This is a genomic window from Duganella violaceipulchra, from assembly GCF_019166075.1.
Classification (GTDB): Bacteria; Pseudomonadota; Gammaproteobacteria; order Burkholderiales; family Burkholderiaceae_D; genus Rugamonas; species Rugamonas violaceipulchra.
In genome coordinates this window covers 307211-330190 of sequence record NZ_JAHTGR010000006.1, presented here as the reverse complement: position 1 = coordinate 330190, position 22980 = coordinate 307211, and the positions used below count along the sequence as shown (strand labels likewise).

21 protein-coding genes and 1 pseudogene are annotated in these 22980 nt (G+C 63.0%); 9 read left to right on the top strand and 13 right to left on the bottom strand.

The annotated features are described in order from the left end of the window. Positions 1–52: 52 nt before the first annotated feature. Positions 53–1330, top strand: coding sequence for an aminotransferase class V-fold PLP-dependent enzyme (locus tag KVP70_RS14195; RefSeq protein ID WP_217942866.1), 1278 nt, complete (start codon positions 53–55; stop codon positions 1328–1330). 30 nt (positions 1331–1360) lie between these two features. Here KVP70_RS14195 and KVP70_RS14190 read toward each other — a convergent pair whose 3' ends face one another. The 4 genes and pseudogenes from KVP70_RS14190 to KVP70_RS35380 all read right to left on the bottom strand — a co-directional run. Further along, complete coding sequence (locus KVP70_RS14190; protein WP_217942865.1) at positions 1361–2716, bottom strand: amino acid permease; 1356 nt, start codon at positions 2714–2716, stop codon at positions 1361–1363. 72 nt (positions 2717–2788) lie between these two features. Next, positions 2789–3229: a RidA family protein gene (locus KVP70_RS14185; protein WP_217942864.1), complete on the bottom strand. Its 441-nt coding sequence runs from the start codon at positions 3227–3229 to the stop codon at positions 2789–2791. Positions 3230–3252: 23 nt separating this feature from the next. Further along, positions 3253–4938: a response regulator gene (locus tag KVP70_RS14180; protein WP_262311683.1), complete on the bottom strand. Its 1686-nt coding sequence runs from the start codon at positions 4936–4938 to the stop codon at positions 3253–3255. Between the two features lie 33 nt (positions 4939–4971). Next, positions 4972–5262 (bottom strand): annotated as a pseudogene (locus KVP70_RS35380) (PAS-domain containing protein); the annotation flags it as partial. A 330-nt stretch (positions 5263–5592) separates the two neighbouring features. On the opposite strand from KVP70_RS35380, the gene KVP70_RS14175 reads away from it, so the two are divergent. From KVP70_RS14175 to KVP70_RS14150, 6 genes are all read left to right on the top strand, one after another. Beyond that, the gene (locus KVP70_RS14175; protein ID WP_217942862.1) at positions 5593–6543 is read left to right on the top strand and encodes a MurR/RpiR family transcriptional regulator; all 951 of its coding nucleotides are present in this window, start codon (positions 5593–5595) and stop codon (positions 6541–6543) included. Further along, complete coding sequence (locus KVP70_RS14170) at positions 6540–7742, top strand: cyanophycinase (RefSeq protein WP_217942861.1); 1203 nt, start codon at positions 6540–6542, stop codon at positions 7740–7742. Before KVP70_RS14175 ends, KVP70_RS14170 begins: the two co-directional genes overlap by 4 nt. 110 nt (positions 7743–7852) lie before the next feature. Then, positions 7853–10177 (top strand): GH92 family glycosyl hydrolase, encoded by a 2325-nt coding sequence (locus KVP70_RS14165; RefSeq protein WP_217942860.1) that lies wholly within the window; start codon positions 7853–7855, stop codon positions 10175–10177. Between the two features lie 255 nt (positions 10178–10432). After that, positions 10433–10906 carry a gluconokinase gene (locus KVP70_RS14160; protein WP_217942859.1) on the top strand — a complete coding sequence of 158 codons (474 nt, stop codon included), beginning with the start codon at positions 10433–10435 and terminating at the stop codon, positions 10904–10906. 42 nt (positions 10907–10948) lie between these two features. After that, complete coding sequence (locus KVP70_RS14155) at positions 10949–12259, top strand: MFS transporter (RefSeq protein ID WP_217942858.1); 1311 nt, start codon at positions 10949–10951, stop codon at positions 12257–12259. An 18-nt stretch (positions 12260–12277) separates the two neighbouring features. After that, positions 12278–13342, top strand: a complete 1065-nt coding sequence (locus KVP70_RS14150) for a porin (protein WP_217942857.1) — start codon at positions 12278–12280, stop codon at positions 13340–13342. 3 nt (positions 13343–13345) lie between these two features. Here the strand turns inward: KVP70_RS14150 and KVP70_RS14145 are convergent, their stop codons facing one another. The 5 genes from KVP70_RS14145 to KVP70_RS14125 all read right to left on the bottom strand — a co-directional run bounded on the left by KVP70_RS14145 (position 13346) and on the right by KVP70_RS14125 (position 16284). Continuing rightward, positions 13346–13696 (bottom strand): DUF3147 family protein, encoded by a 351-nt coding sequence (locus KVP70_RS14145; protein WP_217942856.1) that lies wholly within the window; start codon positions 13694–13696, stop codon positions 13346–13348. A 56-nt stretch (positions 13697–13752) separates the two neighbouring features. Continuing rightward, a complete protein-coding gene (locus tag KVP70_RS14140; RefSeq protein ID WP_217942855.1) occupies positions 13753–14124 on the bottom strand; it encodes a glyoxalase superfamily protein in 372 nt (123 codons plus the stop codon). Between the two features lie 74 nt (positions 14125–14198). Beyond that, positions 14199–14570 (bottom strand): VOC family protein, encoded by a 372-nt coding sequence (locus KVP70_RS14135; RefSeq protein WP_217942854.1) that lies wholly within the window; start codon positions 14568–14570, stop codon positions 14199–14201. Positions 14571–14620: 50 nt separating this feature from the next. Next, positions 14621–15541: a polyphosphate kinase 2 gene (gene ppk2 / locus KVP70_RS14130; protein WP_217942853.1), complete on the bottom strand. Its 921-nt coding sequence runs from the start codon at positions 15539–15541 to the stop codon at positions 14621–14623. A gap of 14 nt (positions 15542–15555) precedes the next feature. Then, entirely contained in the window at positions 15556–16284 is a 729-nt protein-coding gene (locus KVP70_RS14125) for an inorganic phosphate transporter (RefSeq protein WP_217942852.1), read from the bottom strand. A gap of 162 nt (positions 16285–16446) precedes the next feature. Between KVP70_RS14125 and KVP70_RS14120 the strand changes: the two genes are divergently transcribed. Then, a complete protein-coding gene (locus KVP70_RS14120) occupies positions 16447–16815 on the top strand; it encodes a hypothetical protein (protein ID WP_217942851.1) in 369 nt (122 codons plus the stop codon). Positions 16816–16961: 146 nt separating this feature from the next. On the opposite strand, the gene KVP70_RS14115 is transcribed toward KVP70_RS14120, so the two are convergent. Together KVP70_RS14115 and KVP70_RS14110 are read right to left on the bottom strand one after the other, a co-directional pair. Beyond that, a complete protein-coding gene (locus KVP70_RS14115; RefSeq protein WP_217942850.1) occupies positions 16962–18338 on the bottom strand; it encodes a wax ester/triacylglycerol synthase family O-acyltransferase in 1377 nt (458 codons plus the stop codon). Positions 18339–18385: 47 nt separating this feature from the next. Then, entirely contained in the window at positions 18386–19936 is a 1551-nt protein-coding gene (locus KVP70_RS14110) for a fatty acyl-CoA reductase (RefSeq protein ID WP_217942849.1), read from the bottom strand. Between the two features lie 311 nt (positions 19937–20247). On the opposite strand from KVP70_RS14110, the gene KVP70_RS14105 reads away from it, so the two are divergent. Further along, on the top strand, positions 20248–20442 hold the full coding sequence (locus tag KVP70_RS14105) for a hypothetical protein (protein ID WP_229224808.1): 195 nt from the start codon (positions 20248–20250) through the stop codon (positions 20440–20442). Positions 20443–20516: 74 nt separating this feature from the next. Here KVP70_RS14105 and KVP70_RS14100 read toward each other — a convergent pair whose 3' ends face one another. Together KVP70_RS14100 and KVP70_RS14095 are read right to left on the bottom strand one after the other, a co-directional pair. Continuing rightward, positions 20517–21512: a 2-dehydropantoate 2-reductase gene (locus KVP70_RS14100; protein WP_217942848.1), complete on the bottom strand. Its 996-nt coding sequence runs from the start codon at positions 21510–21512 to the stop codon at positions 20517–20519. Positions 21513–21587: 75 nt separating this feature from the next. Continuing rightward, on the bottom strand, positions 21588–22940 hold the full coding sequence (locus KVP70_RS14095; protein ID WP_217942847.1) for an MFS transporter: 1353 nt from the start codon (positions 22938–22940) through the stop codon (positions 21588–21590). Positions 22941–22980 lie beyond the last annotated feature (40 nt).

Below are 22980 nucleotides of genomic sequence, written 5' to 3'. Positions count from 1 at the left end.
CATCGCCGGTCGGTGCTATATTGAGCCCACCAGATCGCCGACAGGAGTACGCATGCTCACACGCCGCAGTTTTTTTCATGTTGCCGCCGGGGTCGCCGGCGGATCGCTCATCTCGCCGGCCGCGATGGCCGAGCTGCCGCCGCTCGCCGAGGCGCTGCCGCGCAATGAAGCCTACTGGGCCAAGGTCGCCGCGCAGTACGATCCGGCGCCGGACTTCATCAATCTGGAGCAAGGCTACTTTGGCATGATGGCGCGCCCGGTGGCGGAGGACTACAAGCGCAATATCGATTACCTGAACGCGCACAGCTCGCGCTTCCTGCGCCAGCAATTCGACGGCGCGGGCATCGACGCGATACGGGCGCAGATCGCCGCAGCGGTCGGCGCCGATGTGTCGGAGATCGCCATCACGCGCGGCGCCACGGAATCGCTGCAAAACCTGATCGTCAACTACAAGCAGGTCAAGGCCGGCGATACCATCATGTATGCCGACCTGGATTACGACGCAACCCAATACGCGATGAACGAGCTGGCCTTGCGGCGCGGCGCCGACGTGGCCGTGGTGCGCATCCCCGAGCCGCCCAGCCGCCAGGCCATCCTCGACGCCTACGCCCAGGCGATGCAGCGCCATCCGCGCACGCGCTTGCTGCTGCTGACCCACATCAGCCACCGCACCGGCCTGACCTTGCCGGTGGCGGAACTGGTGCAGATGGCGCGCCAGCGCGGCATCGACGTCATCGCCGACGCCGCCCAGTCATGGGGGCAGACCGACTTCATGGTGGCCGACCTGAAGGCGGACTTCATCGGCTTCAATCTGCACAAGTGGCTGGGCGCGCCGTTGGGTGTGGGCTTTATGTACATCCGCAAGGCGCGGCTGGCGGATATCGGCGTGCACATGTCGGACCAGGATTATGCGGCCACCGACATCCGCTCGCGGGTCCATTCGGGAACAGTCAACACGGCCAACGTCATGACGGTGCCGGCGGCGTTCCGCTTCCATGAGCAGATCGGCGTGGCCAACAAATCCGCCCGGCTCAAGTACCTGCGCAGCTACTGGGTTGAGCGCGTGCGCCACGTCAAGGGCTTGCAAATACTGACGCCGGACGACCCGGCAATGTACGGCGCCAGCACCTCGTTCCGATTCGCCGGCAAGACCAGCAAGGAAGACAACCAGCGCCTGGCCAAACGGCTGATGGATGAACATGGAATTTTTACGGTGTCGCGCAACGGTCCGTTGGGCGGCAGTTGCGTGCGTGTGACGCCAGCGCTATTCACCCAGCCGCGCCAGCTGGACCGGCTGGCGCAAGCTATCGCAACGCTCGCACAGGGGTAGCCCCGCGCGAGCGTTACGGAGCAGGCCTCATCAGGCGGTGACGGCCTTCTTCTGGCGCACCAGGTAGCCCGCGCCCAACGCCGCCAGCCACACCGGTATCAGGTAGACCGACAGTTGCAGGTCCGGCGTCATGTACATCACCACCAGGATGCCGGCCAGGAAGGCCAGGCACAGATAATTGGTCAGCGGGTAGGCCAGGCTGCGGAACGCCGTGGTCTTGCCCTCGGCTTTTTTCTGTGCGCGGAAGCGCAGGTGTATCCAGCTGATCATGGCCCAGTTGATGATCAGCGCCGAGACGACAAGGCCCATCAGGAAGCCGAAGGCTTTGCCCGGCATGAAGTAGTTGACGACCACGCAGACGCCGGTCGCCAGCGCCGAGACGCCCAGCGCGGCCAGCGGTACGCCGCGCCGGTTCACCGTCAACAGCACCTGCGGCGCATTGCCTTGCTTGGCCAGACCGTACAACATGCGGGTGTTGGAATAGACGCAGCTGTTATACACGGACAGCGCGGCGGTCAGCACCACGGCGTTCAGTACGTGCGCAACCAGATCGCTGTTCAAGGCGTGGAAAATCAGCACGAACGGGCTGCCGCCGGTGACCACCTTCTGCCACGGGTACAGCGACAGCAGGATGCCCAGCGCACCGATGTAGAAAATCAGGATGCGGTAGATGGCCTGGTTGGTGGCCTTGGGGATGGTGCGCGATGGTTCGTCCGCCTCGGCGGCGGTGATGCCGATCAGTTCCAGGCCGCCGAAGGAGAACATGATGACGGCCATCGCCATCACCAAGCCGCCAAAGCCGTTGGGGAAAAAGCCGCCGTGCTGCCACAGGTTGGCGACGGTCGCTTCCGGGCCGGCATGGCCGGAGACCAGCAGCCAGGCGCCAAATCCGATCATGCCGACGATGGCGACCACCTTGATGATGGCGAACCAGAATTCCATCTCGCCGAAGGCCTTGACGTTGGACAGGCTGATGCCGTTGATGATGACGAAGAACGCCAGCGCGGACATCCAGGTCGGTATCGCCGGCCACCAGTACTGCACGTAGATGCCGACCGCCGACAGCTCGGCCATGCTGACCAATACGTACAGCACCCAGTAGTTCCAGCCCGACATGAAGCCTGCCAAGTGGCCGCAGTACTTGTCGGCGAAGTAGCTGAACGAGCCGGCGACCGGTTCGTCCACCACCATTTCGCCCAGCTGGCGCATGATGAAGAAGGCGATCATCCCGGCCACGCCGTAGCCGAGCAGCACCGACGGCCCGGCCATCTGGATGGTCTGCGCGATGCCGAGGAACAGGCCGGTGCCGATGGCGCCACCGAGCGCGATCAGCTGGATGTGCCGGCTCTTCAGGCCGCGTTTGAGTTCATTCTTCCCATCTGCCATCTGGTCCCCTGAGTGGTAAGCAAAGACGACGATTCTAAAGCAAAAGCGGCGCGATGGAACAGAAAATCGTGCTTACCGGCGCGGTGCGTACGCCATGCATTCCACCTCCACTTCGCCGCCCAGCGCCAGGCCGTTGGCGCCCAATGCGCTGCGGGCCGGCAGGCGTTCGGGCTTGAAATAGGTGACGTAGACCTTGTTGAAATCCTCCCACCTGGCCATGTCGGCGATCATGATGGTGCACTTGACCACGTCGTTCATGCCCAGGTTGTAGCCTTTGAGGATGGCCGCGATATTGTCCATGGCCTGGCGCGATTGCGCGTCGAAGCCTTTGACCAGGCCGGTGGTGACGGTGCCCAGCTGCCCGGAGACGAACACATAGTCCCCGGCGCGCACCGCCAGCGAGAACGGGCGTCCCGGCTCGTTGCCCTTGTTGTAGTAGTCGATGGCGGCGGCGGCGCCGGAAGCGGTGATGAACAGTGTCAATGCCAGTTTTTTAAGGTGCATGCGCGTCATAAGCAAGTTTCCGGGAAGGTGGCTCAATGATCAGTGGGGCAGGCGACGGTGTTCTGCATGACATGCTGCTGCACTTGCTGCAACAAGTCTTTCAGTTGCGCCACGATGGCGAGGGCGGCCGCCAGCTCGCTGGCCGCCTCCGTCTGCGCGAGTTGCTCCAGATCCTCGCACAGATCGGCCATGCGGAAAGCGCCGACGCTGCGCGCCGCCGACTTGATGCGATGGCCCAGATCCCGCGCCCGCTGCACCTCGCCGTGCGCCAGCGCCGCCTCTATTTCGCGCATGCCTTCCTGCGTACTGAGCAGGAATTTAAAGGCGAATTTACGTACCTTCTGCGGGTCGTAGCCGAGCAGCGCGGCCAGCACCGACAAGTCGATCACCGCCGAGTCGTCGCCGGCAGGGGCCTGGATGACTGGCTCCGCCGGTTGCGGCGGCGGCTGCGGCGGTTGCGGCCCCGCCGACGGCGCGCGCGGCCGCAGCCAATTGGCGACGGTCTGGTACATCAGGGCGGGCTGGACCGGCTTCGAAATGAAATCGTTCATGCCCGCATCGATGCAGCGCATCCGTGCTTCGGTGGTGGCGGTGGCCGTCATCGCCAGCACCGGAAGGTGGGTCAGCCGCGGGTCGTCGCGGATGCGGCGGGTCGCCTCCAACCCATCCATGTGCGGCATTTGCAAGTCCATTAAAACGCAGTCGAAATCGGACCTGCTCAGCAGTTCCAGCGCGTCCGCGCCATTGCTGGCGAGGCAAACCGTGACGCCCGCGTCTTCCAGCATTTCCTGCGCAATTTGCTGGTTGAAGATATTGTCTTCGACCAGCAGAATGCGGGCCTCCCGCAGTGCCGCCATCATGGCCGACGTCTTGGCGCTGGCGAGCAGCTCGCCGGCGGCGTCGCCGATCTGCTTGATCAGCGCGGGCATGGTCTTGTACGATACGCCGAGATGGGCCGTGAACCAAAACGTGCTGCCTATGCCGGACTGGCTGTGGACGCCGACATCGCCGCCCATCAGCTGGGCCAGCTCCTTGCAGATAGCCAGGCCGAGGCCGGTGCCGCCGAATTCTCGCGTGGTCGAGGTGTCGGCCTGCTGGAACGACACAAATAATTTGGCCATTTCCGCCCGGGACAGGCCGATGCCCTGGTCGCTCACCTCGAAACGCAGCAGGCAATCGTTGGCGTCGCCGACCATCTTGCGCACGCGGATCTCTATCCTGCCTTGCTCGCTGAACTTGATGGCGTTGTTGGCGTAGTTGATCAGCACCTGTCCCAGCCGCAGCGGATCGCCCACCAGCACCGGCGGCAACGTGGGGTCGAGGTCGAACAGCAGTTCCAGGTTGCGGGTGGCGGCCTTCGGCGCCACCACCGTGGTCACCGTCTGCACCACCTGGTCGAGTGAAAAGTCGATGTGCTGGATATCCATCTTGCCAGCCTCGATCTTGGAAATGTCGAGGATGTCGTCGATGATGCCCAGCAGGTGCTCGCCGGCGAAGCGGATTTTTTCCAGATAGTCGCGCTGGCGAGGGTCCAGCTCGGTCTTCATGGCCAAATAGGCCATGCCGATGACGCAGTTGAGCGGTGTGCGGATTTCGTGGCTCATATTGGACAGGAACTGTCCCTTGGCCATGCTCGCCGCCTCGGCCAGTTGCTTGGCCTGCTGCAGTTCCTTGTTCTTGGCCTCGAGCTGTTCCTCGTAGTGCTTTTCAGAAGTCACGTCGTGATAGATCGTGACGAAACCACTGACCGCCCCATCGATGCCATAGATGGGGCGACCAATGATATTCAGGACGACGCCATCCACCCGGGCGCGCGTGAAATTATGGGGCTGGAACTTCTTGCAGAGTTCGACCCGGGAGGCCACCAGCGGGTCGATATCGCCTGGCCCATAGTCACCGCGCAAGGCGATGTAACGGAACACTTCGGCCATGGTGACACCGGCATGCATCACCTCAACCGGAAACGCCTGCAATTGACAAAAGGCGGGGTTCCAGAAGCGGATGGTCAGGTCGCAATCAACAATGGTGACGCCAACCGGCATGTACTCCAGTGCCGCCGCCAGCCTGGGAAAATTCAACCTGATGAATTCTTCACTTTGAACTGTCGATTCCATAGGTCGATCATCCATGAGCGGGATCAAGAGAAAACTCTAACCCATCTGACAACGGTTGTCAGGTCAATTCGAAGGCTTGTGGTGCAGGTCGCCAGCGGCGCTGTCCCGATGAAACGCTGGAAACCATGACAAACCTCCTGGTTGATTTTATATTATGTTAATCGAATTTCCTTGTAACTTCCAGTCGAGTGAAAATAGGATTCCATAATCGCTGAAAATGTAAGTATGCTTACGGTCTTTCGGATGTGGGAGAGCTGGATGACAAGCAGTAGATCAGGAAGCAAGGCACGATCGTCGTCGGCGGATGTGGCGTTTGCGCAGTCGCCGTTGGGCCATGTGCTGTCCGGCGTCCTGGCCGAAGGATCGGCGTCGAATCGCAGCATCGCCGATTTCGTCCTGCGCAATCCCATGCGGGTGACGGCCCTGAAGATAGACGAAATGGCCGAAGGCTGTCAGGTCTCCACCGCGACGATCAGCCGTTTTGCGCGCGATATCGGCTTCGCCAACTACGGCGCGATGCGCAGCGCCGTCGCTGAGACGCTGCACTCCGAGATGCAGCCGGTGGACAAGCTGCGTCACACCATTGAGAACCGCGAGGGCTCCGTGTGGCCGGGAGACCAGAGCATGGAATACGCGCTGGCCAATATCAGCGCGACCCGCAACGCGCAATCCCAGGCGGAGATGGAGCACGTGGTGGCCAAGTTGAGCAAGGCGCGCACCGTCTATGTGCTGGGTTTCGGATTGTCGTCCTACCTGGCGGGTTTGCTGTCGCTGCATTTGCAGCCGTTTTGCCCGCACGTGGTGGAAGTGGCGGGCCAGGGCGGCACCGAAGTGGCGGCAGGCCATCTGGCGACGGTCGGCCCGAACGATTTGCTGGTGGTGATATCCTTCCCGCGCTATGCTCTGGATGTGATACGGCTGGCGAAATTTGCGCGCGACCATGGCGCCTGCGTGATCTCGATCACCGACGCTCCGGCTTCGCCGCTGGTCGAAGTATCCGAACATGTGCTGTACGCGAATAGCGGCCATGCCGTACTACCGAGCAGCGCGACGGCGGCGGTGGCGGTGATCGAGGCCCTGGCGGTGTCGCTGATGGTTTCGAACAAGGACAATGTGGCAAAGGCCGCGCGGCTGACAGAGGCTATTTCCGCCTATCTGTATGGCCCGGAAACGAAGAAGCGCAAAGCTGCGAAGGGAAGTAAGATATGAAACGTATGGTTGGGTTGTTGTTGGCTGGCCTGCTCTGGTGCGCGCAGGCTTGCGCTGCGGACGTTGCGCCGCAAGGCTCGCTGGTCATCGTCGGTGGCGCGCTGCGGGCGGATAACGCCGTGGTCTGGCAGCGCGTGGTGCAGTTGGCGGGCGGCGCGGGTGCGCGTATCGCGGTGCTACCTTGCGCCGCGGCCAATCCTGGGCGATCCGGCACCAACCTGGCCGGCTACCTGAATCGTTACGGCGCATCCGCGTTTGTGGTGCCGGTCTCGGTCAACCTGAAGGATCGCGACTATCGGCGCGATGCCGAGGATGCCGCGTTGGCCGGGGCGATCCGCGCCGCCGGCGGCGTCTACTTCACCGGTGGCGACCAGGCGCTGATCACGCAGGCGCTGGTGCGCCCGGACGGCAGCCGTACCGCGGTGTTGGAGGCGATCTGGGATGTCTACCGGCGCGGCGGCGTCATCGCCGGCAGCAGCGCTGGCGCGGCGATCATGAGCAGCACCATGTACTACGACGCCAAAACCGTGTTCGGCACGCTCGCGCAGGGCGTCAACGACGGCCGCGAATTGACGCCAGGACTGGGTTTCATCGGCGCCGATGTCTTCGTCGACCAGCACCTGCTGGCCCGCGGCCGCTTTGCCCGCATGCTGCCGGCCATGCTGAAGAAGGGCTACAAGCAGGGCCTGGGCATCGACGAGAATACCGCGATGGTGATCAATCCGGCGCGGGAGGTGGAGGTGCTGGGCTATCAGGGCGCGCTGCTGCTCGACCTGTCGCAGGCGACCAGCGATGGCGGCAAGGACTTCAATATCTCCAATGTGCGCATCAGCTATCTGGATCGCGGCGACCGCTACAACCTGCGGACACGCCGGTTCACGCCGTCGGCCGACAAGGTTGACGGCAAGGTCGATCCGCAAAAGCCCGCGATCGCGGAGCCGGTCTACTCCGCCGACATCCTTGGCCACAATGCCGTGCTGGTGATGATGGAAAAGCTGATCGACAATACGCAGGCCGAGGCGATCGGCATCGCCACCGCGGCGCCGGGCCAGCCACGCCAGGATCTGGGCTTCGAGTTCAAGTTCAGCCGCCTGGTGGACAGCGTCGGCTACGCGTCCGCCAGCTCGGAGGGCTATTCGATTCTGAACCTGCGGCTTGATGTGCGGCCGCTGCAAATCACACGGCCCTGGTACAAATAGGGCGTTTGTTTAGCGGATACACTAAACAAGTGGCTTGCATGAAGCCATGCGGTTGACCGGTGCGGCGTCCGGGGCTATAAAGTTGGATCGCCCCTACTTTCGGAAGCCGTATGCACGCCACTAAACTGATACCTGCCGGCGCACTGGCGCTGGCGTTGGCCCTTCCTGCCATCGCTGCGGAGCCGGCCAGTCCTGCCGCCGCCGTCGACGTGTTTATCGGCACCGGCGGCGACGGCCATACCTTCCCCGGCGCGGCGCGGCCGTTCGGCATGATCCAGCTGAGTCCCGATACGCAGGTGCGGCCGTTCCGACTAAGCTATCCATGGGCCGCCGGCTACCGCTACGAGGACGACAGCACCCTGGGCTTCTCGCATACCCACTTCTCCGGCACCGGCCACTCCGACCTGGGCGACCTGCTGCTGATGCCATACAGCGGCGAGACCAAGCTGGAACCGGGCTATCCCGAGCGTCCCTTCAGCGGCTACCGCTCGCGCTTCAAACACCAGGATGAACACGCGGAGCCGGGCTACTACGCCGTCAGGCTGATGGACAACGAGGTCGATGTCGAGCTGACCGCCAGCGAACGCGTGGGCCTGCATCGCTACCGTTATGCCAAGGGCGCGGAAGCCAAGGTCATATTGGACCTGCGCAGCAGCATCTACGACTACAAGGCCAAGAACCTGTGGTCGCGCCTGCGCGTGCGCGACAACACGCTGATCACCGGCATGCGCGAAACGCGCGGCTGGGCGGCGGGCCGCCAGCTGTACTTCGCCATCGCGTTCTCGCATCCGCTGACGTCGCGCGCCTTGCGCAATATGGAGGCGGACGTCGAGTACAAGGGCTTCGCCGGTCCGGGCAGCGGTCCCGGCGACAAGGCCATGGTCGAGGGCAAGGCGCTGGTCGGGGCGCTGGACTTCGGCGTGCCGGCGGATGGCCAGCTGGAAGTGAAGGTGGCAATTTCCGCCGTCAGCGAGGAGGGCGCGATCGCCAATCTGGGCGAGATGCCGGGCTGGGATTTCGACGCCGAGCGGGCCAAGGCTTCCGCCGCGTGGAACGAGGCACTCGGCGCGGTGGCCATCGAAGCCGCTCCGGACATGCGCAAGATGGTCTACACGGCGCTGTATCACAGCATGCTGGCCCCGAGCCTGTTCATGGACCGCGATGGCCGCTACCGTGGTCCGGACAATGAAGTGCATCAGGCGCAGGGCTTCCGCTTCCATTCCACCTTCTCGCTGTGGGACACGTATCGCGCGCTGCATCCTTTGCTGACGCTGATCCAGCCGGAGCAGCGCAATGTGGACTTCGTGCGCTCGCTGATCGAATCGCGGAAAGCCAGCCCTTACGGCATCCTGCCGGTGTGGCAGTTCCACGGCCTTGAGACCTGGTGCATGATCGGCTATCACGCCGTGCCGGTGATCGCCGACGCCTACATGAAGGGCCTGAAGGGTTTCGACGCCGAGGAAGCCTTGAAGGCGATGACCAGCAGCGCGGAATATGGCCCGTATGGCGGCCTTCAGCACTACATGAAGCTGGGCTACGTGCCGATCGACCTGGAGCCCGAGGCGGCGTCGAAGACGGTGGAATACGCCTTCGACGACTGGACCATCGCCCGCATGGCGGAGAAGATGGGCAAGAAGGACATCGCTACGCGCTACTACAAGCGGGCGCAGAACTACCGCAATTCCTTCGACACCAAGACCGGCTTCCTGCGCGCGAAGAGGTCCGACGGCACCTTCCGCGAGCCGTTCGATCCGGTGCTGTCCAACTTCGGCAGCGACTACACCGAAGGCAGCGCGTGGCAGTATTCCTGGTATATGCCGCACGATAACGCGGGCCTGATCAAGATGCTGGGCGGCGATGCCGGCTTGCAGAACAAGATAGACATGATGTTCGACGCCAAGGTGGACGAGAAGGTGTATGCGCACATGGAAGACATCTCCGGCCTGATCGGCCACTACGCGCATGGCAACGAGCCGTCGCATCACGTGGCCTACCTATACAACTACGCCGGCGCGCCGTGGAAGACGCAGAAGCGTTTGACGCAGGTGGTGGCGTCGCAGTACAACACGACGCCGGCCGGCTTGTCGGGCAATGACGACCTGGGACAGATGTCGGCGTGGCTGGCCTTTACGGCGCTGGGCTTCTATCCGGTGGCGCCGGGCAGTAACGAGTACGTGATCGGCCGTCCGTTCCTGGACAAGGCGGTGATGAACCTGCCGAACGGGAAGGTCTTCACGATCCGCAGCGTCGGCCTGAGCGCGCAGAACGTGTACGTCGCCGGCGTGACGCTGAACGGTAAGCCGCTGGCGCAAAGCTTCCTGCGCCATGAGCAGATCACGGCGGGCGGCGAGCTGGTATTCACCATGTCGGCCAAGCCCAATGCCGAATGGGGCAAGGGCGGCGCGGCGCGTCCCTACACGCAAACGCCGTATTAAGTCCGGTTGGCGGCGCCCTGAGCGCCGCTAAAAAACACTGTTTTGATAGCGCTAACATAGCGTGGCAGGATTTTCAACTGTGTTGGCTGGAAAACTGACAGCTTGCCCGCCAACGTCCAAGCGCAACCACACTTGCTGCGCCGCAGCATGGAATCTCCTTTACATCGACTCATGAATCGCTACACTACACAACATGTTAGCGCTAACAACAAAGAGGTGAGTATGAACAGTAGTGCGGTGAGTCGGTGGGTTGTCATGGGTGTCAGTGGTTGCGGGAAGAGCGAAATCGGTTCGCGCCTGGCCGCTGAGCTTGGCCTGCCATTCCTTGAGGGCGACAGTTTCCATCCGGCGGAGAACGTCGCCAAGATGTCGGCCGGTATTCCGCTCAATGACGACGACCGCGCCGGCTGGCTGTTGACGCTGCAAGCAGAAATCAGTGAAGCGAAGCAGCGGGGCGAGGGGCTGGTGTTGTCGTGTTCGTCGCTCAAGCGCCGCTACCGCGACGTGCTGCGCCAAGGCGATCCCGACCTGCGCTTCGCCCACCTGAGCGGCGAACGCGCCGTCATCGAAGGCCGGATGCAAGCGCGTGCCGGCCATTACATGCCACCCAGTCTGCTCGACAGCCAGTTGCGCGACCTTGAACCATTGCAGGCCGATGAAGCCGGCCTGCGGCTGGACCTGACCTTGCCGCCACAGCAGCTGGTCAGTCTTATTTTGCAGTACCCATAGCCGCAGCAATAGCGGGCAATCCAACACTTATCTGGAGATACCATGAAAACAACAATGACCACAAAGATTCCAAAACGGCGCTGGGGCATAGGCGCGCTGCTGGGCGTAGGCGTCCTGATCAACTACATCGACCGTATCGGCCTGTCCGTGGCCGCGCCGCAGATCAAGGAGCTGTTCAACCTCACGCCTGTCGAACTGGGCCTGCTGTTCAGCGCCTTCGCCTGGTCCTACTCGCTGCTGCAGATTCCGGTCGGCATGGTGATGGACCGCTTCGGTCCCACCCGCGTCGGTCGCTGGGGCGCTTTCCTGTGGGGACTGGCCGCGACCATCACCGCGTTTTCCAGCGGCTTTGCCGGCATCTTCGCCGCGCGCATCCTGCTCGGCATCGCCGAAGCGCCGGCGTTTCCGGTCAGCGCCAAGGCCACCGGCTACTGGTTCCCGCGCCATGAACGCGGCATGGCCACGGCGATCTTCGACGCCGCCGCCAAGTTCTCCAACGTGATCGGCGTGCCGCTGCTGGCGCTGACCATCGTTACCTTCGGCTGGCGTTGGGGCTTCGGCTTGACCGCCGTGCTCAGCTTCAGCTACTTCATCGCGTTCTATGTGCTGTACCGCGATCCCAGCGCCGATCCCAAGTTGAGCAAGGAAGAGCTGCGCTACATCCAGGAAGGCGGCGCTGCGCCGGAAGGCCCGTCCGAAACCGGCGCGCTGAACATGCTGGGTTATCTGCTGACCAAATCCAAGATCTGGGGCCTGACCATCGGCTTCGCGGCGTATGGCTATTCGTTCTACCTGTTCCTGACCTGGTTGCCTGGCTACCTGGTGCAGACCATGCACATGAGTATTCTGAAGTCGGCCGGTTTCGCCGCGATCCCCTGGCTGGTGGCGACGGTGGCCGATCTGTTTGTCGGCGGCTGGCTGATCGATCACCTGATCTCGCGGGGCAAAAACGAATCGATGGTGCGCAAAGGCGTGCTGGTATGCGGCATGGTGCTGGGCCTGGCGGTGTTTGGCGCCACCCAGACCACTGATCCGGTGTGGGCGATTTTCTGGATCTCGATCGCGCTGGGCGGCCTGGCTTCTGCGGCGCCGGTGGGCTGGTCCTTGCCTTCGCTGATCGCACCGAAGGGCGGCGCCGGCACCATCGGCGGCATCATGAACTTCGCCAACAACCTGATGGGCGCGGCGGCACCGATCGTGACCGGCATGATCGTCGGCGCCACCAACTCCTTCACCAACGCCTTCATGGTCGCCGGCGTTATTCTGCTGGTTGGCATCATCTCGTTTGTATTCGTGCTCGGCAAGATCGAAGCGATTCCCGACCCGGAACCACGCGCCGCCGCACGTCCTTAAATCCCCGGAGACAAAAAAATGAAAAAACGCATATATGCGCTGGGTGCGCTCGTCCTTACCACTTGCAACGGCGCCGCTTTCGCGCAAAGCAACGTGACTTTTTACGGGGTGATGGACATGGGTATCTCCCAGGACCGCGGCGGCATCGCCGGCACTTCCACCCGCGCCACCAGCGGCATGGCGACCCAAAGCCGCTGGGGCTTCCGTGGCAATGAGGACCTGGGCGGCGGCATGTCGGCCTTCTTCGTGATCGAAGGCGGTATCCACGCCGACAATGGCAGCTCGACCCAGAACAACACGCTGTTCGGACGTACCAGCATCGTCGGCCTGGGCAGCAAGTACGGCGCCGTTTCCATTGGCTTGCAGGATACGCCGCTGTTCACGACCCTCAATACGATCGTCGATCCGCTGCGTAACGGCGTAGCGCGCTCCAATAATTTGATGGCGTCGACGGGTTTCCGCGCTGGGAACTCGGTGTTGTACCGCACGCCGACCATCAACGGCTTCAGCGTCGACGCCATGTATGTGGCAGGCGAGGTGGCGGGCGACCAGAGCGCCAATCGCGCACTGGGCGGCTCCTTCGGCTACAGCAATGGTCCGCTGAATGTGCGGCTGGCCTACCACAACAAGAACAACGACACGGCGACGCTGAAAAACACCAGCACGGCGCGCAACACGCTGTTGGGGGCGAATTACGACTTCGGTCCGGCCAAGGCCTTTTTCGGCTACGGAGTCGACCAGGGCCTGAACAGCGCGCCGCTGAATAGTTCGATCATTAATTTCGCAGGTCCGGCGCCGGTCGCGTCCACCGATAGTACCGATATGCTGCTAGGCGTATCGGCGCCGTTCGGCGTCAGCACCGTCGTGGCGACCTACATCCGCAAGAACGACCGCACGGTACGCAACCAGGATGCGCAGCAATACGCGCTGGCCTATATGTACGCGTTCTCGCGCCGCACCGACATCTACACCTCGTACGCGCTGATACGGAACCACAACGGCGGCGGCTACACGGAAGGCAACAGCGAGGAGCCGGGCATCGGCAATCGCCAGTTCGCCGTCGGCTTGCGTCACCGCTTCTAGGCGTTACAGCAGGTCGATGCCGAATCGACGCACCAGTAGCGCAAACAAGCCGAAGCAGACGATCGTGATGACGATGCAGGCCAGCAGGGTCGGCCAGAAGCCTATCCGTGGCAGCAGCACCGGAAACGCCAGGAACATCGGCAGCGTGGGCACCACATACCAGAAGGTGTACCACGCGTGATTGGCGATCTTCTGCTCGGGTTGTTTTTCAATGTACAGCCAGATCAGCGCAAGCAGCGTGACCAGCGGCAGCGCGGCGATCAGGCCGCCGAGCCGGTCGCTGCGCTTGGCGAACTCGGAGACGCCCACCACCACGGCGGACGTCAACAGATATTTGATGATGAGCCAGGCCATATGCCTTGCCTTCCTTTAGTTGTAATGATGCCAGGCACCCGATCAATAGCGCCAGCTTACGCATCGCCGTCTGTGGAGACGAAGGTCAGCCGGTTGCCGGATGGGTCGCTGATCGACATTTCGCGGCTGCCCCAAGGCTTGTCGTCGACGCCAGGGCGGGCGAACTTGAACTGCTTGGCGATCAACTCGGCATGGAACTCGTCCAGCCCGTCGGTGGCGATGCGGATAGCGCCGCCGGGATTGCAGTCGCCGAAATGTTCGGTCAGGTGCAGCGTGCAGTCGCCCTTGGAAACCTGCATGTAAAGCGGGAGGCCAGGCTCGAAGCGGTGTTCCCAGTCGATTTTGAAGCCGAGGAAGTCGACATAGAATTCGCGCGTTTGTGCTTCGTTGCAGCTCCGCAGGACAGGCGTGACGTGGCCGAGGGTCATATCGATGGTTCCTTTATGCCTTGCGGCGTGTTGATGTGGGCGACCAGTTGTGGCCGGTCGCCATGCCGGCACTCCTACAGGTGCTGGTCGATCAGGACGGGATTGCCGTCCGGGTCGGTGAGGATGATGCTGGCGGGGCCGGTGGTGCTTTCGTCCGCCTCGCTGTCCAGGCCAACACCCTGCGCCTTGAGCTGGCGCTGGATCTCGCGCACGTCGGTGAAGCCGTCCAGCGCCTTGGCATTCTGGTCCCAGCCGGGATTGAAGGTCAGCATATTCTTCTCGAACATGCCCTGGAACAGGCCGATGATATGGTCACCGTTCTTCAGGATCAGCCAGTTCTGCGCGGGGTTGCCGCCGAACTCCTTGAAGCCCAGTTTTTCATAGAAAGCCCGCGAGGCGGCCAAGTCTTTGACCGCCAGGCTGACGGAAAATGCGCCGAGTTGCATGTCGATCTCCTTGTATGGTCGATCGGACAACTTTAGCACACAGTACGATCTCAGTACACTTCCGGCACGATGATTTCCTCTGGCACCGGGCGGCGCACATAGTCGTCGTGGTATTCGCGTTCCGGCAGCTGGATCGCCGGATGCTCGACTTCCACATACGGCATCTGTTGCAGCAGATGGTGGATGCAGTTCAGGCGCGCCTTCTTTTTGTCCACGCCTTGCACCACCCACCACGGCGCTTCCGGAATGTGGGTGCGCTCCAGCATGATCTCCTTGGCCTTGGTGTACTCCTCCCAGCGGCGACGCGATTCCAGGTCCATCGGACTCAGTTTCCACTGCTTGAGCGGATCGTGGATGCGGCCCAGGAAGCGCGCGTTCTGCTCCTCGTCCGAGATCGAGAACCAGTACTTGATCAGCTGGATACCGGAACGCGCCAGCATGCGCTCGAACTCGGGCACGGTTTGGAAGAACTCCTCGTACTGGTCGTCGGTGCAGAAGCCCATCACGCGTTCGACGCCGGCGCGGTTGTACCAGCTGCGGTCGAACAGCACGATCTCGCCGGCGGCCGGCAGGTGCGAAGCGTAGCGCTGGAAGTACCATTGCGTGCGTTCGCGGTTGTTCGGCGCCGGCAGAGCGGCCACGCGGCACACGCGCGGATTCAGGCGCTGCACGATGCGCTTGATCACGCCGCCTTTGCCAGCTGCATCGCGGCCCTCGAACAGGATCACCACCTTGTGGCCGGTGTGGACCACCCAGTCCTGCAGCTTGACCAGCTCCGCCTGCAGGCGGAACAGCTCCCGGAAGTATTGGCGGCGGGCTTCCTTGGCTTCTTCGCTGCGTTCGCTCACCAGCACTTCACGCGTGACCGGATCGATCTCGCGGTCTTCCAGTTCCATCTCCAGCTCTTCGTCATAGCTGTCGGTCAGTTCGCGCTGGACGCGCTCCATCAAATCGGTTTCATTCAGTCGCATGGTGCATCCTTGGTTCAGAAAATGTGGGAGAACAGCCAGAACAGCGAGCCCGATAACAGGATCGCGACCGGCAGCGTCGGTACCCAGGCCATGGCCAGGTTGCGGACGGTGGACCATTGCCGGCCGGAGCGGTTGGTCGCCATCGTGCCGGCCACGCCGGACGACAGCACGTGCGTGGTCGATACCGGTATGCCGTACATGTCGGTCGCGCCGATGGTCAGCATCGCCACCAGTTCGGCTGATGCGCCCTGGGCGTAGGTCAGGTGGGATTTGCCGCCGGTGCAGATGAGGGGCAGCAGGCCGCGGATGTACCAGGGTTGCGGCGTATTGCCGACCGGCGCTTCATACAGTTCGCGGCTCTTGACGAAAGCGCGCAGCGCCAGCAGCAGCAAGGCGGCGCAGCCGAAGCCGACCATCGGCGACAGCAGCAGAGAGTAGCCGACCTTGGACGCTTGCGCCCAATCGACGCCGCCGGTGCCGTCGCGGCCATGCATCATTGCGTTGGCGGTGTCGTGGAAGCCGTTGACGAATTCGAAGCCGAGGGCGATCAGCAGGGCCAGGCCGAGCAGCATGTAAGGGAGCCAATTGGTTGCGACCGGGCCGGCTTCGGTGACGTCGGCGCGCAGGCTGTAGGCGCCGAACAGCAGGCCCGCCAGCAGCAGCACGACGAAGATCAGGGCGGTGATGGGGGTGTTCTTGCTATCTGCGGGACTGATGCGCGCGGGTTGGGCGACCGTATTCATGGCATTCAGCTCCAGTGTGAAAGTGGTAGCTGAATGTACTTGTCGAATATGACAGAGGTATGACGACAGTTATGGCGATAGTGTCTAAGGTGACAATACGTGACTAAGTTTATTCGACGCCGCTGTATAGTTCTTCAATGTTTTCCTACCGACGATTTTTACATGAACTCCAGCCCTCTCACCAATTTGTTGTTTGCTTCCGGCCTTCCGACCGAAGGCTATGATTTTCGCGTCGTGTCGTCGTTAGAGCTTCAGCAAATGCGGGACGAAATTGTCGCTATTTCTGACGCGAGCACTTCAGATGGACCGAACTTGACTTTTGTAGAGCTCGAGGCCGAGAAAACCATATGGCTCATTACGCGCGAAGGGCATTTTGCGCATCCATCGATGTTGAAGCGGAGTTTGCTGAAGCACGGAACAACAAGGATTGTTCAGGTATCCGGGGTCACAGCAGGCAGTCCTGAAGTGATGCGGGTCTGGATGGGACAGTTTCGGGAGCAGGATGCGCACATCTCCCGTGGGTTCTCATGATGCAGGCTTCCGATATCGCGAAGATCGAACAGACGACGGCGAAGTGGCTTGCTCATCCGATGGAGTATGCCGGAACTGCCCCCGCCGCCGCCGCGCCGCCGCCGCGCCGCCGGACCCCGCCGCCTGGAACTGACCCTGATGTCCCTTCAGCGGGACGCAGCCAATCTGGCATTTGCTAGCTCAGCGTCGGCAGCTTCCTCCGGCGTTTCCGCCGGCGCTGCTCGGGTGGCCAGCTCCAGTTCTTCGAAGGCGTCGTAGGTCAGCGTCATCAGGCGCTCCGGGTCGGGCACCAGGTCGGTGTCGACGAACAGGGCGAGCTGGATCTGGCCCGCATACGAGATGAACGCCAGGCCCACACCCAGCTTGCCCGCCTGCGGCACCCAGCAGATCAGGTCCGTCATGCGCGATCCGGCCAGGTAGCGGCGGCTGCCGGGACCTTCGATATTGGTCAGCACTACCGAGCCCTTGGACGTGAACAGGTTCAGCGCAAAGTGCTGCAGGGCGGTCGGCAGGCAGCCGGCGATCGACAGGAAGGCCATCGTGGCGCGCGGCTGGTGCGAGCGCTTGATGGCCGTCATGCGCTCGCTGGACTGGCGCAGGCGCACGCAGGGATCGTCCACATTGGTCGGCAGGTCCACCGCCACCAGACCGAATTCGTTCCCCAGCTGGAAAGCGTTGGCCTTCTCGCGCAGGTTGAAGGTGACGGCGGCGCGCAGCGCGCGGCCATCGGGACGCTGCCCGCGTTCACCCAGATACTGGCGCAGCGCGCCGGAAACGGCGGCTACCCACACGTCGTTCAGGGTCACGCCCATGCGCTTGGACATGGCGCGCACGCGGTCCATCTCCAGTGGCGGCAGCCACACCAGCTGTTTGGCGCCGGTCATCGGCGCCTTGAACTGGCTGGGTGCGTCGGGCCACAGCACCGACAGGCGCGCCACATGGAAGGCGATCTTCAGCCACGACACGCCGCGCACCACCGCCGAGCACACGGCGTTTTGCGCCACGGTGGCACGGTGCGGATGGCCAACCGGCGAGGGCGTGCGGCCATGCACACCGTTGTCGTCGGTCAGGTGATTGAGCACGTGCACCAGCCCCAAACCGTCGGTGATGCAGTGGTGGACGCGGAACACGATTGCGTGCCCGCCGTTGACGCGGTCCAGCACCGTCATGTGCCACATCGGCCGGTCGCGCTCCAGCGGCAGGTGGGCGATGCGGGTCATGTGGCCTTGCAGCTCTTCGCGGCTGACTTCCTGCGACATCTGTTCCAGCTTGATGTGCTGCGCGATGTTGAACTGGTCGTCCTCCACCCAGTGCGGACGGCCGCGCCGCTGCACCACCTTCTGCGTGAAGCGCGGGTAGTTGGGCAGGCGAAGGCCGATGGTGGAAATCAGCCGTTCCATGTCGACCGCCCCCTCGAACAGCAGGATGCTATTGATGACCATCAGGTTCTTGTCGGTGTCCATGCGGTGCCATGCATAGTCGCGACGTGTCATTGCCGCCGGTGCTGCGGTTGGTTTGCTCATGTGATGCTGTCTCCTGGTACGGCGTCGAATCTTTGGTCGACGTCCGTTTATATTTTTACTGGTCGTGCTTCAGTTTCCTGCTCTGGAACCGGCGCCGCTGCCGCTGCCGCCTCCAACGATTTGGGTGAACGAGGCCGCAGCGCATAACGGTTCAAGCCCGTCATGTGGATGCGGCACAGGTACTCCGTCCAGTCGATGACGGTCGGGTCGACCATGTAGCGCGCCCGGTCTTCGCTGCCGAAGCGCTGCGCCAGCGCTAGCAGCGATTTGTTATGGAACACGTAGCGCGGCGCGGTGTAGAACGAGAACGTCAACGCCAGCAGCTGCGTGGTACGCAGTGCTTCGAGCTTGGGCGATTCGCCCGCGCCCAGCAGGCGGCGCACGCTGCTCCGGGCGGTCGCGCCCAGGCTCATGGCCCGCAGCATCAACAGGAAGACCGGGCGGCTGACAACGCGGAAGCCGTGTTTCGGCTCGTTGTAGAACAGCCGTTCGTAATTGCGCCAGTTGCGCTGCGATTCGGTCTGGATTAATTCGATCACGCGGCCAACCGAAATCGGGTTGGTGGAACCGGTGCAGGCCTGGTAGATGCGCGTCGCGCCCGGATCGGCCAGCGCCTCGGCGGCGGCCAGTATCACGCTGTTGGCGACCAGGTCGGCCGGCACGATGTCGACGATTTCGTTCGGCTTGGCGGGGAAGAAGTTGGTCTTGCCGCGCGCGTAGGCCAGGATGATGGCGTCCGCCACTTTCACGCCTTCCAGCCAGCCGGGCACCGGCTCCTGCAAGGTGCTCTCGATGATGGACGGGCGCACGATGGTCAGCGTCTTGCCGCGCATGGCCTGCATCGCCAGCTGTTCGCCCATCCACTTGGTGAAGGTGTAGGTGTCGTTCCAGCCGTGGTAGTTGGCTTCGGCGATGCCCAGCTCCGTCAGGCGGCGTGTCTGCTGTTCGGTGTCGCTGGTTTCGGCCTTGATGGCGGCGACGCGGTGTTGCAGGTGTTTGAGTAAACCGTATAAATCATAATGACCGTCGGCGTGGCGCGGGATGGCGGCGCGCGCCGGCGTGACATTCTGCTCCAGCATGGCGCCGCGGTTGTAGCCGTTGACGTAGCAGGTCGATACCTGCACCAGCGGCGCGTTGTTGGCGCGCGCCAGTTCGGCGACGTTCTGCACGCTGAGGGCGTTGATGGACAACGCCACGTCCAGCGCTTCGCGGAAGTTGACGCTGGCGGCGGCGTTGATCACCAGGTCGACGCGGCGTCCGAGCGCGTTGAATTCGGCCAGCGACAGGCCGAAACAGGGTTCGGTCACTTCGCCGGTTACGCACTCGACGCGCTCGGCGAAGAACTCGGCCAGGAAGCCCGGCCGTTCGGCGCGCAGGCGGTCGAAGACGGAGGAGGTGGCGATGTCGCGCTCGAAGCGGGTGCGGGCGTCGCCGTTGGTCTTGCCGCGGCCGCCGCGTATCACCAGCACGATGCGGCCGATGTCCGGCACGCTGCGGATGAGCTTTTCCAGCACTACCTTGGCCAGAAAACCGGTGCTGCCGGTAATCAGTACGCGCTTACCGGACAGTGCTGCGTGTACGTTCAATGCTGGTTTCATAGGGGTTTCTCAGAAACGGTGTCATTACTGCAATGAGCCGATCTTAGAGCGAAACCGGGGAGTGACTGGCGATTATGCAGTGGCTTTGGAAGCCAAACGCATGGCTGCGCGAGTCATGCAGAGTGATCACGAGAGAAACGGATATGGTCCCATTTGCAATATTGAGGCATTTGCGCAACGCTCATATGTTCGTTGGGAACTCAGCCTGGTCTTACACGGGGCGGGGCGGTGCGCCTATACCGGGTTGGGGCCGCCTGGACCATGATGCATCACCGGCAACGCCGGCCTACTCACTTTCACCGGAGATGATCATGACCCAGAACCAGAAGCCACAAGACACCAGCAAACAGTCCGGCACGCCGGGTTCGCAGCAAAGCGGTACGCGCGGCGGCAGCCAGCAGCAAAGCGTGGACACCAGCCGCGATACGAAGAACAAGGAAAACAGCGATCCGGCCCAGCGTCAGTCGGGTAGCCGCGATGAACGTGGCAACCGTGACGAGCGCTAGCGATAGCGCCGTCGTTCCCGCGCACGGGGGAACCCATGCTGAGCCGGCTCCGGGGACTGCCTATCGATTCCCGCCTACGCGGGAATGACGGGGTCCGGGTACAGGCCGTGCACGCGGCCGAACAGCCGGGTAAGTCCCAGCAGGGCGTCGATGTGCGGGGTGGCCAGTTGAAGGCGCTGGCCGATCTCGCGCACGGCGGCTACCAGCGCGTCCAGTTCCAGCATGCGGCCGGCCTCGGCGTCTTGTAGCATGGAGCTTTTGAAGGCGCCCAGCTTGCGTGTGACCAGGTGGCGCTGCTCGGGTGTTTCGGTGATGCGGCAGGCTATGCGCTCACCGATGACGGCCGCCTCGCGCATGGCGGAGCGGCAGAATTCGGCCACCAGCTGGTCGTCCAGGATGCGGTCCGCCGTCGCGCCGGTGATGGCTGACACCGGATTCAAGGTCATATTTCCCCATAATTTATACCAAATGTCGTAGCGGATATCGGCCGATACCTTGACGTCGAAGCCGCCCAGGCGCAGCAGTGCGCCCAGCTTCTGCGCGCGTTCGGAGTCGCCGCCGCCCGGTTCGCCGATGATCAGGCCGTTGCCCATCTTGTGGCTGACCAGTCCGGGTGATGGCGTGGAGGTGGACGCATGGACCACGCAGCCCAGCACTTGCGGGTAGGGCAGTGCGGCCGCGATCAAGCCACCAGGGTCGACGCTGGCCAGCGGTTCCTCGCCGATGGCGGCCACGCCCTGTCCAAACCACCAGGGCACGCCGTTCATGGCGGGGAGGATGAGGGTGTCAGGTCCGTTCAGTGGCGCGATCTGTTGGGCCACCGCAGCCAGGGCCTGGCCCTTGACGGCGATGATCACCACGTCCTGCGGTCCCAGTTCCGCCGCGTTGTCGCTGGCGCTGGCGGGCGCCTGGATCAGCGCATCGCCCTGTTGCAGGCGCCAGCCGTGTAGGCGCAACGCGGCAAGGGTGTCGCCGCGCGCGAAAGCGCTCAGATCACAGGCTTGGGCCGCAGCCAGACGGGCGCCGATAAAGCCGCCAATGGCGCCGGCACCTACTATGCATACCTTCATTCGATACTCCGGGTGGGGTAAAGAATGAAAGCTTAGCAGAAGTATATGTCCGGCGTGCGGCGCCTTGGCGACTAATTAGTTGCGGATGTCGAGCGCGCGGTTCAGGCTCAGTGCCGCCAGCGAGCAGACCGCGCCCGACAGCAGGTACAAGCCCACATACGCCAGCCCGAACTGCGACGACACGCCCAGCGCCACCAGCGGCGCAAAGCCTGCGCCCACCAGCCATGCCAGGTCGGACGTGAAGGCCGCGCCGGTGTAGCGATACTGCGCCGGGAAGTTGGCCGTCACCGCGCCGGCAGCCTGGCCATACGACAGGCCCAGCAAGGCGAAGCCCAGCATGATGAAGGCATCCTGCGCGGCTTCGCCGCCGTTGAGCAGCATCGGCACGAAGCCGCTGAACACAGCGATCAGTATGGCCAGCGAGCCCAGAGTGCGGCGGCGACCGATACGGTCGGCGATCAGGCCGGACGCCACCACGCCGACGGCCATCAGCACCACGCCCACCATCTGCGTGCCGAGGAAGCCGGTCACCGAGCGCGGCGAGTAGATCGTGATCCACGACAGCGGGAACACCGTCACCAGATGGAACAGCGCGTAGCTGGCCAGGGCGGCGAGGGCGCCGATGATCAGGTTGCGGCCCTGCGAGCTGGCCATTTCGATCACGCTGGTCGGCTGCAGCTCGCGCTCTTCCAGAAGCTTGGCGTACTCGCTGGTGGAGGTCAGGCGCAGGCGGGCGAACAGCGCCACCACGTTGATGGCGAAGGCCACGTAGAACGGATAGCGCCAGCCCCAGTCCATGAAGTCCAGGTCGCTCAGGTTGCCGATCAGGTACCAGAACAGGCCGGCGGCGATGAAGAAGCCGACCGGCGCGCCCAGCTGACCCAGCATCGCGTACCAGCCGCGCTTGTTTTCAGGGGCATTGAGCGCCAGCAGCGACGGCAAGCCGTCCCACGAGCCGCCCAGCGCCAGGCCTTGGCCGATGCGCAACACCGACAGGATGACGATGGAGTAAAAGCCATTGTCGGCGTAAGATGGCAGGAAGGCAATGCCGGCGGTGGTGGAACCCAGCAGCAGCAGCGCCCCGGTCAGCTTGGCCTCACGCCCGTAGCGGCGCTGAACGGCCATCGAGATCACGGTACCGATAGGCCTTGCAATAAAGGCAAATGAGAAGATGATGAACGCGTACAGCGTGCCTTCCAGCCGCCCGTCGAACGGGAACAGCAGCGAAGGGAACACGAGTACGGAAGCAATCGCGTAGACAAAGAAATCGAAATACTCGGAAGCGCGCCCGATGACGACGCCGACCGCTATTTCGCCGGGTGAGATGTGATCGTCGTCCCGTGCATTGATGTTGCGTGCATCATTACCGGCCTGAGATGGTTCTTGGGCGCCAACATGCACGCCGTTTGGTGTAGTCGTAGTGGCCATAATCTCTGTCTCTTTTACGTTGATATTTTTATCACGTATA